Origin of the sequence: Candidatus Tisiphia endosymbiont of Hybos culiciformis, from assembly GCF_964030975.1 — a bacterium.
Taxonomy (GTDB): Bacteria; Pseudomonadota; Alphaproteobacteria; order Rickettsiales; family Rickettsiaceae; genus Tisiphia.
The window spans coordinates 1955934-1970456 of the sequence record NZ_CAXIQH010000001.1 but is presented as its reverse complement, the minus strand read 5'-3'; the positions used below and the strand labels follow the sequence as shown (position 1 = coordinate 1970456).

The window sequence follows — 14523 nt, the reverse complement described above, 5'->3', positions numbered from 1 at the left end:
TACAAGTCTTTACTATACTATACAGACCACTATGTATCTCAGCACTATTGATTGTTTTAAAGAATAATGAATTCTTCCTTTGTAAAATAATGGTACGTAGTGACCTCTCAGCCCAATTATTATCAAGACTGCTAACTGGAATTTTCAAAAATTGCGTCAAACCTTCTTTATTATTTAACCAATATTTCATAGCTTGCCCAAACCTACTATTAGGCTCAACTTTCTTGTCGTTAAATAATTCGTCTATTTTGTTATATATGTTTTCTATATATTTACTGCTATGTTCCTGATGGTACTTCAGCTTTTCCTCAAGGCTCATCTCTTTACATTGATGTTCATTATGGTAAATCCCACCAGTCTGTTTGAGAAAATATCCGCATTCTTCAGGGTAATATGGTTCATTCTCTGTAAATTTTCTCTGCCCATGTGACAAACAATTGATCATCACTATTATTGCCAGTAATTCTTTATCTGCTTCTGATAATACCGGGTTATTATTGTTACTTGCATCAGTCATTAAATGAATAGAATCAGTCCTATTCTTACGATTCTTTAGTACGTTACCAATATTTTCCCCGCCATGCTTATTACCGGTAAAATATAAAACTATCACCTCATTATTTGTAGTTTTAGCACATATAGTAGTGGTATAACAGCTGCGTCCTTTCTTATTTTGAGTACGTAATTTTTTATTGGCTACAGTAATTTCTAAAATCCTGGTTCTAGTATCATCAAGGTTCAGTGAACTACATTCGGCAGCCATTTCCAATAATACCCTGTAAATTTCAGCTCCACCACCTTCTTGCCAAACATCTAAATATTGTTGCCACAACGAGCTATGGGATACAGGAACCCCGCTTAAACTTTGCAACCTAGATAAACGATAGAAGGGAGTACCGTAGGTCTTTTGTAACACTATTGCACTTTTGCTACTATTTGTCCATTTGTTGATATTTTTATTGTTCATAACTGTATAATCGCAAGCATTACAGCGTAACGTTTTCTTTACATATCTGTTGACTGTAATTGGAGCATTACCTGTAAATTGTAGCAATTTTCTAGCTTCACTATTATAGAGTTTACCATTATCACAGTGAGGACAGCTATCACCACTACAAAAATTCTCAGGAGATAAATAGCTGGTATTCGCATCCTGATAATCATCAAATCCATATTTACCTTGCCAATTACTGCGATCTCTCTTCTTGGACTCATCGTACTCTTCTTCATTACCACCATTCTTATTATCAGATTCACTCGGTGGTTCTTTTAATGAATCTGAACTATCTTTTTTTTGTTATCTGCCTTAAAACCAATCATCATCTCCTTAAGCTTATTTATACTGATGTTTGATGATGCTAGCTTGTCTATTAGTTCGTTACAAAATTTCACAAGTTCTATCACCGCTTGCTGATCATCTCCTGTTAATGAACTTGCCTTAATATGTTGTATTAGTTCTTCTCGTTCCTCAGCACTTAAGGTCGCTACTTTTGGCTTTTTCATTTTGATTCATTCATTACGTTTAATAATTGAAATGTTATAGTATAACTGATAGTTTTTCAACCAGTTTTTTTACTAATCGGTGATATTTGCATAGTAGGAACCCAAATTTATAAAATAAATTCATACTACCAAAAAAATTTAATAGAGTTATGCAGTTTTGCTGCAAGTATACGTTGTAGTAGTGGTGAAACTCCGTAATGGGAGTGGAGCGAAGGGCTGGCAGAAAGGTAAGAACGTAAGGGGGAAACAATGACCGTACTCAGAGACGGAAATACATGGTTAACAAAACTTGAACGTATAAAGTTGTTAGCATCACAAAATCAACAAATAAAGTTCAATAATCTTGGACATGTTATCGATTTTGAGATGCTAGAAGAACAATAAGGTTAAAACCTATCTTACTTTTCGGGAGCCGTATGCGGTAGTTCCGCACGTACGGTTCTGAGGAGGGGTCTAATTGAGTGATTGGTTAGACCTACTCACAAAATTTCCAAAATAGGTCATTAAATTTTGTTAAGCCTATCTTCAAATTTGATCATCAAATGAGCCATAGCTTCATTCCAGTTGGGAATAGGCATAGTCCATTTTTTGGTCATATAGTCAATTGTCAAATATAAGCTTTTAAAAACAGCACTATCACTAGGGAAAACACGCTTATTATTTGTTACTTTACGCAATTGACTATTAGCAGATTCAACTGAATTAGTGGTATAAATTACCTTTCTAATTGCCTCTGGATATCCTAGAAAAATCATTAAATTATCCCAATGATTATACCATGATTTGGCAATTTGTGGATATTGTTTATTCCATTTTTCTTCAAAATATACTAAAGCTAAATGTGCTTGTTCTTCCGTTGCTGCAGTATATATCGGCTTTAAATCGCTAGCCACCTGCTTCCTATCTTTATATGATACGTATTTTAAACTATTTCTAATCTGATGTACAATACATAATTGATGTTCTGTTTTTGGATAAACTGCTTCTATCGCCTCAGACATACCAGTAAGATTATCACTACAGGCAATCAGTATATCCTTTAATCCTCTATTTTTCATTTCAGTAAAATTACCAAGCCAAAATTTTGCCCCTTCATTTTCACTGATCCATAATCCCAATATATCTTTTCTACCAGATATAGTGAAACCTATTGAATTAGGTGATATAAACTTTGTGTCATACCTGCGAAAGCAGGTATCTAGATTCCCGCCTTCGCGGGAATGACAACTTACAATCGTTATGTTCTTTATCACCTAATCCTATGAGCATAACTATAAAAGTTTTAGAGGAGGAAAAGATGCAGAATAAAGATTAAAATAATATACTATTATATAAATTAAAAATTACCAATGATTTTAGGGAATTTTATCTGAATTTTAACCAAAATTAACTAATTTTTTTTGTGGTCAAGGGGGGGCAATAGTTTATTACAATTTACACTTTAAAATTATTGTTCAATAGATTTGCAAAGAATTATGAGGTTAGTTTGCTAAATAATTATACAATGAGTTAAAAAAAGGAAATGCAAATTTCGGGATAAGCTATAAAAATTGCTTTAGATATAAGGGTTATAAGGTTTTTGTGCATATGCTTCTTAGAAAGAATAGACATTAATCTTCCTTATATCTCTAATAAATTAGGATTTCCCAATGTTTAATCCCGATGCTAATGTAAGGAGCTAAATTAATGAGAAAAGGAATCAGCGTACTAATTTTTAGTAGTTTATTTATGTGTTATCCCTTATTTACAATTGGGGATAACACAGGATCAGGGTTGTATTCTACAAAATCACAAAGTATAATAGTACAAAATAAAAGTGAGCAGACAAAAAATTTGAAACTTATCAGTTTTAACATATGGGGAGGTCATATACGACAACCACTTCTAGAATTTATAAAATTACACACGGATATTGATATTTTTTGTTTTCAAGAAGTATATAATAATGCCTTGCATAAAATATCAACTGATGATAAGGATGTTAGCCTTAATATCTTTTCAGAAATAAGTGTATTACTTCCAAAGCATAGTGCCTTTTTTACACCAATTGTAGGCAATGGATATGGTATTGGGATGTTTATAAAAAAGAAATTTAATATATTAGCAAAAGGAGATATTAACATCCATGATAATCCAAATTATATAGGTCGTGGTCCTACTCATTCTAGAAAGATGCAATGGCTTAACTTTCGTATTGATGATCAAGACTATACTATCTTTAATGTACATGGTTTATGGAATGGTATGGGTAAAACTGATACTCAAGAAAGAATAAGTCAATCACAAAGGATTAAAGATTTTGTTAGTACTATTAATACACATAAAATATTATGTGGTGATTTTAATTTAACTTTAGACACAACAAGTGTGAAGATACTTGAAAATGGTATGAGAAACCTGATTAGAATATATAATATTAAATCTACACGTACAAGTATGTATACAAAAAAAGAAAGTTTTGCTGATTATATTTTTACTTCTCCTAAAATTATTGTAAACACTTTCAAAGTATTAAAAGACGAAGTATCTGATCACTCGCCACTATTGTTAGAGATTAATATACCAAAGACGGCGACTATAAAATAGTTCCTAAAAATAAAAAGGTATTTTGTTATATTCTTTAAGAAAGTATTTTAATACTATACCTTTTGTTACAACAACTTAAAGTTGTTGGGCAATAACAATTGTATAGTAGAATCGATCCATTCATCACGTATTTTATAGATAACAGTTACATCATCACCAAACTCTGCTATAACCTGACGGCATGCTCCACAGGGAGAAAATGTCATTTCATTTGATAATGTTGTTACTACTATAACCTTAAGCCTCATATCTTTTCCTTCTGCCATAACAGCTTGAAATATGGCATTTCTCTCGGCACATATTGTAAGACTATAACTAGCATTTTCTACATTGCACCCCTCATACATATTACCTGCTTTCGTTAAAATAGCAGAACCTACGCAGATTTTTGAATAAGGAGCATAAGCTTTTTCACAGGCAGATTGTGCTTTCGATATTAGATCCAATTTGACATCAGTGGATAAAGTAAACTTCATAGTTGCATTCTACTTATGGATTGATTATTATCTCACTTCATTATAACTCTCATTTCTCTGCAAGGAAAACAAAAATGAGTAATTAACATAAAATAAAAAAGATAATAAAATTCTATAAAAAGAACTAGGTTCTTATATCTTAAAAAAGTGTTATAAGTAGTTATAAGAGGGTGACTTGATAAGTTCTTGACTGTGAAATAGTCGTACACAGAATAAGTACTCTCCTAAAAAGTTTGCTTTAAACAAATTGTATAAGACCGAATAACTATCCTAAATGCTAAGCCACCGCTTTTAGCGGTGGACTCATAGTGTTTGACATATACTAAAGATATCCCTAAATGATTTTGCCGCTCAAAGCAAAATCAAGAAGGATATGTATAGTGAAACCTATTGAATTAGGTGATACAAACTTTGTGTCATACCTGCGAAAGCAGGTATCTAGATTCCCGCCTACGCGGGAATGACAACTTACAATAGTTATGCTCTTTATCACCTAATCCTATAGGCATAACTATATATTAAAAATTCTTAAAGATTATAGCTTGGGATAATTTTTTTATCTTAACTATATTTTAACCTTGCCATAACTTGTAATATTATTCTATCTTAATAAGAAGATTCCTAAAACATATAATTATACTAATGCGATTATTGCTATTTTTTTCCTGTATAATAACATTCAGTATAAGCTCATGTCCTGCTTATGCTGCAAAAAAACCTGTATCCTTACCAACTCAAACAAGTCTTGTTGTAGATTACAATACCGGTAGAATATTGCATGATAGAAATTCTACTACTAAAATATATCCGGCTTCATTGACAAAACTAATGACTTTGTATTTATTATTTGAAGCATTGGAATCTGGTAGGTTATCAATAAATCAAAAATTATATGTTTCAAAAAATGCAGAGAAAATGCTACCATGCAAACTAGGGCTTAAAGCAAAAGAATCTATTACTGTAAGAGAGGCTATTTTAGCTCTAGTTGTTAAATCGGCAAACGATGCAGCTATGGTCGTAGCTGAAAATATTAAAGGTAGTGAGGAAAAATTTGCTCAGTTGATGACTATTCGTGCCCATCAACTTGGTATGAAAGATACTTATTTTAAAAACGCTTCTGGATGGCATCATCCTTGTCAAAAAACTACTGCTCGGGATCTTGCAAAACTATCTATAGCTATTAAGCGAGATTTTCCCAAATATTATAGTTATTTTTCTAAAAATGACTTTGTTTTCAGAGGTAATGCTATAAGAGGGCATAATAAAGTGAATGAAACTTATGAAGGAGTTGAAGGGTTAAAAACTGGCTATACCATTCCAGCTGGCTATAACTTGATTACTGCAGCAACTAGAAACAAGAAATCTTTGGTTGCTGTTGTTACAGGGGGTAGAACTGCTGGGTCTAGAGATATGGCAATGGTAAAACTATTAGATACACATTTTGGTCAGTCGAGTAGTGATAATATTATGTCTAATAAATTGATAGCGGTGCCATCGAAAACATATCTCAGAAAAACAAAATCAACTAAAGTGGCAACAAAGCCTAAAGTAAAAAACAGGAGAAAGTTGGCTCGAAGCTAGGGGGCGTAAGAAAATGATGTTTGTAAATTAGTTTCTTACGACCTAAAGTTTAGGCTTAAGACAATTTTATAAAACACATAACTAATTGCTTAGTAATAGGTGTTGAGTAAGGAGTAGGAAACAAATATGAGCAAATTGATACAAGAAGATGAGGTATTTATTAAAACTCATTTAACTAGAAAGCACAAAGAGGCTATAGGATTACTCTCAATCGGTACATTCCTAGAATATTTTGATCTGATGCTCTATATACATATGGCGGTAGTTCTTAATGAACTTTTTTTTCCGGAATATGACCCACATATAGCACAATTACTTTTTGCCTTTACTTTTTGTACAACATATTTATTAAGACCTATAGGGGCATTAGTTTTTGGATGGATTGGTGATAATATAGGGCGTAAAGCAACCGTTGTTATCACCACTTTTATGATGGCAGTTTCTTGTATTACCATTGCTATTTTACCAACTTATGCTGAAATAGGTATCACTGCTGCTGTGATTGTATCAGTATGCCGTATTGTGCAAGGTATGAGTTCTATGGGGGAAATAGTAGGGGCAGAACTATATTTGACTGAAACTATAAAACCACCGCAACAATATTCAGCTATATCATTATTGGGTTTCTTAGCGGCATTAGGGGGAACATTTGCTTTGGGAATTGTATCTATTACTACCTCTTACAATTTCAATTGGCGATATGCTTTTGGGATAGGTGCATTGGTTGCATTAATCGGTTCTGTAGCTAGGACTACTCTACGGGAAACACCAGAATTTGTTGATGCAAAGTGTCAAATGAAAAGAACTTCTGCAGACATTAATGAAGAACAAAATAATTTGCAAAAGAACTCTACTGTAAAAAAAGTTAATGGAATAACAGCTTTGTCTTTATTTTTAATACATTGTACTTGGCCAGTATTTTTTTATTTAGCATTTATTCATTGTGGAGAAATTCTTAGAAATGATTTTGGTTATACAGCTGAACAAGTTATCCAACAAAATTTCTTCGTTTCAGTGATAGAAATGTTAGGACTTTTACCATTGATATATTTAGGGTATTATATATATCCTATAGTAATTTTGAAAATCAGAGTAGTAATTTTCTGGATTTTTATTTTAGCTTATCCATACTTATTAGATAATGTTAGAACACCATTTGATATTTTTTTGCTCCAGGCATTCATGATGTTTTTTGTACTTGATGTCACTCCAGCTATATCAATTTTCTACATATATTTCCCTGTCTTTAAGCACTTCACTTATAGTGCTGTTTTGTTTGCTCTATCACGTACAGTGATATATATTATCACATCTTTTGGGCTTATTTATTTAACGGAATATTTAGGTAATTATGGATTGCTGATTATTATGATTCCAGTCATGATAGGATACACATTTGGGATATTGCATTTTGAGAAACTAGAGAAAGCAACTGGAAGATATCCTAAAAAGAAAAAATGGTTTCTCTTAATGAATTAGGTGGTTGTATAATCGATGATGTCTAAAGAAGGTTTAATTTTTGTTGGGGTAGTGTTATCAGCACAAGGAATAAAGGGTAATGTTTACGTCAAATCTTTTACTATGCCAAATACTAATATTATTAAAATGAATTTAGTTGATGAATTAGGAGAAAAAATTGTTCTTAAACTACTTAGTCAAAATTCTAAAGGTGATATAATATGTAGATTTAACCAGGTGAATAATAGGACGTTAGCCGAAGGATTAAAAGGATGTAAGATTTTTTGTCATAGGGAAGACTTCCCTTCCTTAAATGAAGACGAATTTTATATTGAAGACTTAAGAGGTTTATTAGTACTAGATACCAATTTAGTCATTATAGGAAAAATTATAAATATTTTTAATTTTAATGCAGGTGATATTATTGAAATTGAGTTTGTCAGCGATAAAACAGTAGAGTTATTTCCTTTTAACAAACAGTTTTTCCCAGTAATTACTAAAGAGCATGCTATTCTTAACCTGAATGTGAATATAACAACATCAAGAACCTATCCGGCTTAGCTATAAAGGATTAATATTTGATGTTATACGATTAATGTGCTAGAGTATTTTTGTGGATTAACCTATCCATTACCCGCTGATATTAACATTTCCATTTTCCATTGGCATTAGATAATGACGCAACAAAGCTTTCTAGATTCATTAAATCATCAGCAATTAGCAGCGGCTTTACACGTGCATGGCCCTCTTCTCGTGCTGGCTGGAGCGGGAACTGGTAAAACTAAAGTATTAACAACGAGAATAGCCAACATAATCAATCAGGCTTTAGCTTCACCTAACAATATTTTAGCAGTTACTTTTACCAATAAAGCTGCTAGAGAAATGCAAGATCGAATCAGTAAAATGATTGATTGTTATGGATTAAACATAGGCACCTTTCATTCTATAGCAGCCAAGATTCTACGCCAGCAAGCAGAGCATTTGAATCTTAGCTTAAACAGTAGATTTACTATTATTAGTCATGATGATCAGCTTAAATTGGTTAAAGACATAGTTAAGCAAAGAAATATAGATCCCAAGAAATATGCCCCTAAAGTGCTACATATTATTATTTCACGTTGGAAGGATCAAGGATTATTGCCGCATAAACTTTCGGAATCTGACATTAAGCTACCAATTCATAAAGTGACAAAATTTGTCTATGACGAGTATCAGCAAAATTTATTAGCATCTAACGTAGTAGATTTTGGAGATTTGCTACTGTACAATAATGAGTTATTTATAAAAAATCCTATAATATTAAAGCATTATCAGGAACGATATCAATATATTCTAATTGATGAATATCAAGATACCAACGCTGTCCAATATCTTTGGGCTAGGATGCTTGCAAGTAACACCAAAAATATCTGTTGCGTTGGTGATGATGATCAATCTATATATGGTTGGCGTGGTGCGGAAATTGGTAATATATTACGTTTTGAAAAAGATTTTCCAAATGCTACAGTAATAAAATTAGAACAAAATTATAGGTCTAGTTCAGAAATCTTATCAGCTGCATCCAGTGTAATTGACAATAATAAGAATCGTCATGGTAAAACCTTATGGACCGATAAAAATGACGGACAGAAAATTAAAATTATATCTTGTTGGAATGATAAAGAAGAAGCAAGATTTGTTGTATCTGAAATTGACAAATTAGTTACAGAAGGTAAGTATAATGCCGGGTTAGTTGCGATATTAGTTAGAGCTGGTTTTCAAACTAGAGCATTTGAAGAAGTGCTTATTAGTAATGCATTACCATATAAAATAATTGGTGGTCTTAAGTTTTATGAACGAATGGAAATACGCGACTTACTTGCCTACATACGTATTACTTTAAATCATAGTGATAGTCTTGCTCTTGAACGTATAATAAATGTTCCAAGGAGAGCTATTGGCAATACTACATTAAAACAAATAAAAGATTATGCGGCTGAACATAACATTCCTGTTTTTGTTGCTATTCGTCAAATGTTACAAGAAGGAGCTATAAAAAATAAAGTTAAAGATAGTTTAAATCAGTTAATTACTAACATCGATAATTGGAATTTGCGATATCAAGACGAGCCAGCGTTTAACGTGACAAAAGCTTTATTAGAAGAATCAGGTTATCTGCCAATGTTACAAGAAGAAAAGACCGATGAGGCACTTGGTAGGATTGAAAATATTAATGAAATGCTGAGAGCAATTGCAGAATTTGGTAATATTCAAGACTTTATCGAACATTCTAGTTTGGTAATGGAAAATGAGGCATTAGAATCAAATTTTGGCGGCTCTATTAGTATTATGACACTGCATGCTGCTAAAGGTCTTGAATTTGATTTAGTTTTTCTGCCAGGTTGGGAAGAGGGGGTTTTCCCACATCAAAGATCACTGAATGAAGAGGGAGAGAAAGGCTTAGAAGAAGAGCGAAGAATTGCTTATGTTGGTATTACTAGAGCGAAGAAAGATCTGTATATTACTTATGCCGAAAGTCGTTTCATGTTTCATGAAATAGTAAGATCCTCTCCTTCTAGATTTATTAGGGAAATACCGAATGACGTCTGTGTTAGAACTTCTTCAACCAAACAGCTTAATTACCTAGGTGCAAAACACAAATTTTCTTTTTAAACTTTATATAGTGGTTTCATCAAAAGTTTAAAAACAGAACATCTACTACGTTTCAACGCAAAAGGTGCCATTCCTGCACTCCCGTCATTCCCGCGAAGGCGGGAATCTAGACCCCTGCCTACGCAGGGGTGACATCACGGTTTTAGCACCATTCCGGCACTCCCTTGTCATTCCCGCGAAGGCGGGAATCTAAACCCCTGCCTACGCAGGGGTGACATGGTGTTAGGGGTGACAGGGTTAGTGATGACATCACAGTTTTAGCACCATTCCCGCACTCCCTTGTCATTCCCGCGAAGGCGGGAATCTAGATATAGTTATGCTCATAGGATTAGGTGATAAAGAACATAACGATTGTAAGTTGTCATTCCCGCGAAGGCGGGAATCTAGATACCTGCTTTCGCAGGTATGACACAAAGTTTGTATCACCTAATTCAATAGGTTTCACTATATAAGAATCTGTTTTGAGAAATGCATAAACGTCATTGCGAGGAGCCGCTTCGCTACGACACGGCAATCCAAAAAATTGCAACGGCAAAAATAAAACAGCAAGCTGTTTATTTGGATCGCCACGCCACTTCGTGGCTCGCGATGACGGTGCTGTAATCTAGTATTTTATATCATTAGTTGCGACTTTTAAACTGCCCTGAGCGACTATATAGCTAACCAAATGGGCAAATGCTAATCTGATTAGCTATAAATGCTATTAATGTAAATATTTTTGTTTGAGATAGTTTAAAAATATTTCCGATTGAATTCGATCTTCACCTGTAGCGTCTTTAATTAATTCACCAGTACTTTTTAAAGATCCATAGTTTCTAAGATTATTATTCAAGAATTGGTTTATACCGTTGAATTCTCCTCTGGTGATTTCCTTTTTTATATTAAGATTCACTTCTTGTGCTTTTTTCATAACCATTGAAGCAATGATTGCTCCATTAGTATAAGATGGGAAATAACCAAAACTTCCCATTGGCCAATGTATATCTTGTAAACATCCATTTGTATCTGTTGGTGGAGTAACTCCTAAATATTCTTTCATCTTATTATTCCAATAATATGGCAAATCATTCAAAGCTAGATCTCCGCTAATTAATAATTCTTCTAGTTCAAGCCTAACTATTACATGCATTGGATAAGTAACTTCATCCGCTTCTACTCTAATAAAACTAGATTTTACTCTGGTCATTAATTTGTAAAGATTTTCCCCAGAATATTCTTGTCCTTTGAATGCAAACTCATCCTTAAGTAACATTGATAGAAATTCACAAAATTCTCGTGATCTACCTACTTGCATTTCCATAAATAAAGACTGACTTTCGTGGACAGCCATACCCTTGGCCTTACCTACGGGTTGATTTTTATATTTGCTAGGCAAATTCTGTTCATATAAAGCATGACCAGTTTCATGTATAATTCCCATGATTCCTGAAATAAAATTATGTTCGTCATATCTATTAGTTAACCTAATATCATCAGGAGTGCCTTGACAAAATGGATGAGCCGATTCATCTAGTCTACCTTTAGTGCAGTCAAACCCCATTATTGTCATAAGCCTTTTGGCAATTAGTTTTTGCTGTTCTTTACTAATACTATCAGCTATAGGTAAAACATGTTCTCTACTTTGCTTTTCTACTACCTGACCAATTAATTCCGGTATGTGTTTTTTGATATTATTAAAAGTTATTTTAATTTCATCTAGCTTACGATCAGGATCATATGTGTCAAGCAAAGCATCATATTTAGTACAATTTAATATTGCAGCTTTAGATTTAGCCATTTCTTGTACGCAATCTAATACTGTTTGTAGGTAAGGTTTAAGTGATAGGTAATCATTATTCTTTCTAGCATTTCGCCAAATTAACTCACATTTTGCACTAGCGATAACATATTTTTTCCTTAAATCATCATCTATACAGTTAGATTCTACGATCCGTCTTTTTATTTCTTGTAAATTTGCTAACTGCCAGATATCTAACATATTTAGGTTTTCAGAAACAGCTTCTACTAATTCACCGAGTTTTGGTGATTTTAATCTAGAATGTGCTATGGAAGATAGTAGTGATATTTCGTCTGTTCTACTATCAATTGATCCTTGTGGAATGTTTACTGCTATATCCCAATAAAGTATATTAATTACGTTATTAATTTGAGAAATTTGCTCTAATTCTTGTTCTAACAATGCATAATGTTTCATACAATTATTCCCTACTTTAATAAGTTGTTTTAACTATTTTTATAGTATACTAGTTTAGTAAAAATCACTATAATAAATATAGAATCTTAATTTTTTACATATATAGCTAACCCGACTAACATTACTTCGTCATTGCGAGGAACCGTGAGCCGGCGAAGCAATTGTAGTTGTCATTCCCGCGTAGGCGGGAATCTAAGAACCCTGCATTCGCAGGGATGACAAAACAGGATTGCTTCGTCGGTCTTATGATTTCCTCGCAATGACATCAATTTACTATGGCTAAACTAATCGGGTTAGTATAATTATCCAAATTCTGGATAACTAATTATCACGAATTTGCATTATTATAAATTGACCATTATGAAAAACACATATTATATTACTACTCCGATTTATTATGTCAATGATATACCTCACATAGGGCATGCTTATACAAGTGTTGCATCTGATGTAATAGCAAGATTTATGCGTTTATCAGGTAAAGATGTGATGTTTTTAACAGGTACTGATGAACATGGTCAGAAGGTGGAAAAATCGGCTATTGCCAAAAATGTTGAACCGCAAATATTTACTGATACAGTGTCTGAAACTTTTCGTACATTAATGCATTCAATGAACATCTCTAATAATGATTTTATTAGAACTACAGAAGCTAGGCATAAACAAGCGGTAAGTAGTTTGTGGCAAAAATTGCTTGATAATGGTGATATTTATCTAGGTAGCTATAAAGGTTGGTATTCTACACGTGATGAAACGTTTTATAATGAATCAGAATTAACAGCAGATGGATTAGCACCGACACAGGCTCCTGTTGAATGGGTTGAAGAGCCAAGTTACTTTTTTGCTTTATCAAAATGGCAAGATAAATTATTGGATTTTTACGATACCAATCCTGATTTCATCAAACCAAATAGTAGACGTAATGAAGTTATTAGTTTTGTTAAATCAGGGTTGTATGATTTATCTATATCACGTTCTAGTTTTAAATGGGGGATTAAAGTACCAAATGATGAAAAGCATGTAATATATGTATGGCTTGATGCGTTAACAAACTATATTTCGGCTTTAGGATACCCAAATGATACAAGCCAATATAATAAGTTTTGGCCAGCTGATGTGCATGTAGTTGGTAAAGATATATTACGTTTTCATGCAGTATACTGGCCAGCCTTTCTGATGGCAGCGGGGTTGCCACTACCAAAATGTGTTATGGCACATGGATGGTGGACTATTGAGGGGCAGAAAATGTCGAAATCTATAGGAAATGTAATTGAACCGCTGCAATTAATAAAAGAATTTGGCTTAGATCCAGTTAGATATTATTTGATGAGAGAGATAATATTTGGCTCCGATGGCAATTATTCTCGAAGTGGTTTGATTAATAGAACCAATAGTGAGCTATCTAATAAAATTGGTAATTTGTTGCAGAGAACCCTAGCCTTTGTGTATAAGAATAATGATGCAAAAATTCCGTTAATTAGCAAAGAATCTATCAATAGCATTTATGAATCATTTTTAATTAAAACATCCCAACAAATTATATCGGAAAATTTAATATTTATCGATAGATTTGATATTAACTCGGTGTTAGAAAATATTATTACTTTAACTGAAGAAGCAAATATTTATATAGACCGAGAAGCTCCTTGGCAGTTAAAAAAAACTGATCCTATAAGGATGGGTGAGGTGTTGTATACACTACTTGAAACACTAAGATATATTGCCATAATGTTACAGCCATTTATCCCTGATTCGGCTAGTAAAATGCTTGAGCAGCTTGGTGTAGCAGAAAATCAGAGAATGTTTAAACATTTAACTAAGGAGTTTAATTTAACTCCAGGTAGTACCATCAGTCAGCCAGAAGCTATATTTCCAAGATTTCAGGTATAGTGAAACCTATTGAATTAGGTGATACAAACTTTGTGTTAACCTTGCGAAAGCAGGTATCTAGATTCCCGCCTTCGCGGGAATGACAACTTACAATCGTTATGTTCTTTATCACCTAATCCTATGAGCATAACTATATAGCTAACCCGATTAACATTACCCCGTTTATTAGCGAGGAGTGTGTAA

At 33.1% G+C, this 14523-nt stretch carries 16 protein-coding genes and 1 pseudogene; 9 read left to right on the top strand and 8 right to left on the bottom strand.

Annotation, left to right across the window (positions count from 1 at the left end; all coding sequences use genetic code 11):
* The 3 genes from ACQH2P_RS10645 to ACQH2P_RS10635 form a co-directional block, all read right to left on the bottom strand.
* Positions 1 to 967, bottom strand: a 967-nt coding sequence (locus ACQH2P_RS10645) for an IS66 family transposase (protein ID WP_425364062.1), incomplete at its 3' end; no start/stop codon positions are given.
* A 38-nt stretch (positions 968 to 1005) separates the two neighbouring features.
* The gene (locus ACQH2P_RS10640) at positions 1006 to 1239 is read right to left on the bottom strand and encodes a hypothetical protein (RefSeq protein WP_425362621.1); all 234 of its coding nucleotides are present in this window, start codon (positions 1237 to 1239) and stop codon (positions 1006 to 1008) included.
* Between the two features lie 30 nt (positions 1240 to 1269).
* Positions 1270 to 1503, bottom strand: coding sequence for a hypothetical protein (locus tag ACQH2P_RS10635; protein WP_425362589.1), 234 nt, complete (start codon positions 1501 to 1503; stop codon positions 1270 to 1272).
* Between the two features lie 249 nt (positions 1504 to 1752).
* Between ACQH2P_RS10635 and ACQH2P_RS10630 the strand changes: the two genes are divergently transcribed.
* Positions 1753 to 1887: a hypothetical protein gene (locus ACQH2P_RS10630; RefSeq protein ID WP_425364061.1), complete on the top strand. Its 135-nt coding sequence runs from the start codon at positions 1753 to 1755 to the stop codon at positions 1885 to 1887.
* Positions 1888 to 2006: 119 nt separating this feature from the next.
* Here the strand turns inward: ACQH2P_RS10630 and ACQH2P_RS10625 are convergent.
* Positions 2007 to 2645, bottom strand: a pseudogene (locus ACQH2P_RS10625) (IS256 family transposase); the annotation flags it as partial.
* Between the two features lie 544 nt (positions 2646 to 3189).
* Between ACQH2P_RS10625 and ACQH2P_RS10620 the strand changes: the two are divergent.
* Positions 3190 to 4089, top strand: coding sequence for an endonuclease/exonuclease/phosphatase family protein (locus ACQH2P_RS10620; RefSeq protein ID WP_425364060.1), 900 nt, complete (start codon positions 3190 to 3192; stop codon positions 4087 to 4089).
* A gap of 65 nt (positions 4090 to 4154) precedes the next feature.
* Here ACQH2P_RS10620 and cdd read toward each other — a convergent pair whose 3' ends face one another.
* Positions 4155 to 4565 carry a cytidine deaminase gene (cdd, locus tag ACQH2P_RS10615; RefSeq protein ID WP_425364059.1) on the bottom strand — a complete coding sequence of 137 codons (411 nt, stop codon included), beginning with the start codon at positions 4563 to 4565 and terminating at the stop codon, positions 4155 to 4157.
* 334 nt (positions 4566 to 4899) lie between these two features.
* Complete coding sequence (locus ACQH2P_RS10610) at positions 4900 to 5058, bottom strand: hypothetical protein (RefSeq protein WP_425364058.1); 159 nt, start codon at positions 5056 to 5058, stop codon at positions 4900 to 4902.
* Positions 5059 to 5201: 143 nt separating this feature from the next.
* Between ACQH2P_RS10610 and ACQH2P_RS10605 the strand changes: the two genes are divergently transcribed.
* From ACQH2P_RS10605 to ACQH2P_RS10580, 6 genes are all read left to right on the top strand, one after another.
* Positions 5202 to 6146: a D-alanyl-D-alanine carboxypeptidase family protein gene (locus ACQH2P_RS10605; RefSeq protein ID WP_425364164.1), complete on the top strand. Its 945-nt coding sequence runs from the start codon at positions 5202 to 5204 to the stop codon at positions 6144 to 6146.
* 135 nt (positions 6147 to 6281) lie between these two features.
* The gene (locus ACQH2P_RS10600) at positions 6282 to 7625 is read left to right on the top strand and encodes an MFS transporter (RefSeq protein ID WP_425364057.1); all 1344 of its coding nucleotides are present in this window, start codon (positions 6282 to 6284) and stop codon (positions 7623 to 7625) included.
* A gap of 15 nt (positions 7626 to 7640) precedes the next feature.
* Positions 7641 to 8165 carry a ribosome maturation factor RimM gene (gene rimM / locus ACQH2P_RS10595; protein ID WP_425364056.1) on the top strand — a complete coding sequence of 175 codons (525 nt, stop codon included), beginning with the start codon at positions 7641 to 7643 and terminating at the stop codon, positions 8163 to 8165.
* Between the two features lie 114 nt (positions 8166 to 8279).
* Entirely contained in the window at positions 8280 to 10256 is a 1977-nt protein-coding gene (locus ACQH2P_RS10590) for a UvrD-helicase domain-containing protein (RefSeq protein WP_425364055.1), read from the top strand.
* A 64-nt stretch (positions 10257 to 10320) separates the two neighbouring features.
* Positions 10321 to 10449, top strand: a complete 129-nt coding sequence (locus ACQH2P_RS10585) for a hypothetical protein (protein WP_425364054.1) — start codon at positions 10321 to 10323, stop codon at positions 10447 to 10449.
* A 275-nt stretch (positions 10450 to 10724) separates the two neighbouring features.
* Complete coding sequence (locus ACQH2P_RS10580; protein WP_425364053.1) at positions 10725 to 10859, top strand: hypothetical protein; 135 nt, start codon at positions 10725 to 10727, stop codon at positions 10857 to 10859.
* Between the two features lie 100 nt (positions 10860 to 10959).
* Here the strand turns inward: ACQH2P_RS10580 and ACQH2P_RS10575 are convergent, their stop codons facing one another.
* On the bottom strand, positions 10960 to 12450 hold the full coding sequence (locus tag ACQH2P_RS10575) for a carboxypeptidase M32 (RefSeq protein ID WP_425364052.1): 1491 nt from the start codon (positions 12448 to 12450) through the stop codon (positions 10960 to 10962).
* Between the two features lie 360 nt (positions 12451 to 12810).
* Between ACQH2P_RS10575 and metG the strand changes: the two genes are divergently transcribed.
* A complete protein-coding gene (gene metG, locus ACQH2P_RS10570; RefSeq protein ID WP_425364051.1) occupies positions 12811 to 14340 on the top strand; it encodes a methionine--tRNA ligase in 1530 nt (509 codons plus the stop codon).
* Here metG and ACQH2P_RS10565 read toward each other — a convergent pair.
* The gene (locus tag ACQH2P_RS10565; RefSeq protein ID WP_425364050.1) at positions 14315 to 14452 is read right to left on the bottom strand and encodes a hypothetical protein; all 138 of its coding nucleotides are present in this window, start codon (positions 14450 to 14452) and stop codon (positions 14315 to 14317) included. The two genes, metG and ACQH2P_RS10565, sit on opposite strands and share 26 nt — an antisense overlap.
* Positions 14453 to 14523: the final 71 nt, after the last annotated feature.